Raw genomic sequence first — 752 nt, forward strand, 5'->3', positions numbered from 1 at the left:
GCACGCCTCGGCCATCGCTTCCAGCGTCACCAGCGGCAGCACGGGTTTGCGGGCGCCGTCGCGCCCGAGATGGTCGAAGGCTTGACTGCCTGCGGCAACGGCTTCGCGGCGTATCCGGAAGCCTTCGCGGATGCGCCGTTTGTGGCCGGTGCGCACAGCGACATCCTGCCGCATGCGCGCGAATTCGCGGTGCTGGGCGTGGCCGCGCTGGCGGCGGGCCGCGCGGTGCCGGCCGACGAGGCGCAGCCGCTCTACCTGCGCAACAAGGTCGCGTACACGAGCGCGGAACGCCAGGCCATCAACGCGGCCAGGGCGGACGGGCGATGACCGACGCCGCGCACCAGGAACTGCGCCCGATGGTCGTGGGCGACGTCGACGAGGTGCATGCCCTCGAATGCAGCGTGTTTCCGCATCCGTGGAGCCGGGCGAATTTCATGGACTCGCTCGCGAGCGGCTACGATGCGTGGGTGCTGCGCGAGCCGGCGGGCGCGCTGGCCGGGTATTTCCTGCTGATGTACGCGCTGGACGAAGCGCACCTGCTCGACGTGGCCGTCGCGGCGCCGCTGCACGGACGCGGCGTCGGGCGCTACCTGCTGGACCGCATCGCGGCCAGGTCGCGGGCAGAGCGCATGGCGTCGATCCTGCTCGAGGTGCGGCCGTCCAACACGCGCGCACTCGAGGTGTACCGGCGCTACGGCTATGAAGAGATCGGCCGCCGCAAGGGCTATTATCCCGCGCACGAAGGGCGGCGC

The 752-nt window shown here is 71.3% G+C and carries 1 protein-coding gene and 1 pseudogene; both read left to right on the top strand.

The window, feature by feature from the left end:
- Positions 1-327 (top strand): annotated as a pseudogene (locus ACEN88_RS33290) (tRNA (adenosine(37)-N6)-threonylcarbamoyltransferase complex dimerization subunit type 1 TsaB); the annotation flags it as partial.
- The coding region (gene rimI, locus ACEN88_RS33295) for a ribosomal protein S18-alanine N-acetyltransferase (protein WP_413346593.1) at positions 324-752 on the top strand (429 nt) is incomplete at its 3' end. The pseudogene ACEN88_RS33290 and the gene rimI, both read left to right, overlap by 4 nt.

It is taken from the genome of Massilia sp. CT11-108 (assembly GCF_047302915.1).
Classification (GTDB): domain Bacteria; phylum Pseudomonadota; class Gammaproteobacteria; order Burkholderiales; family Burkholderiaceae_D; genus Telluria; species Telluria orientalis.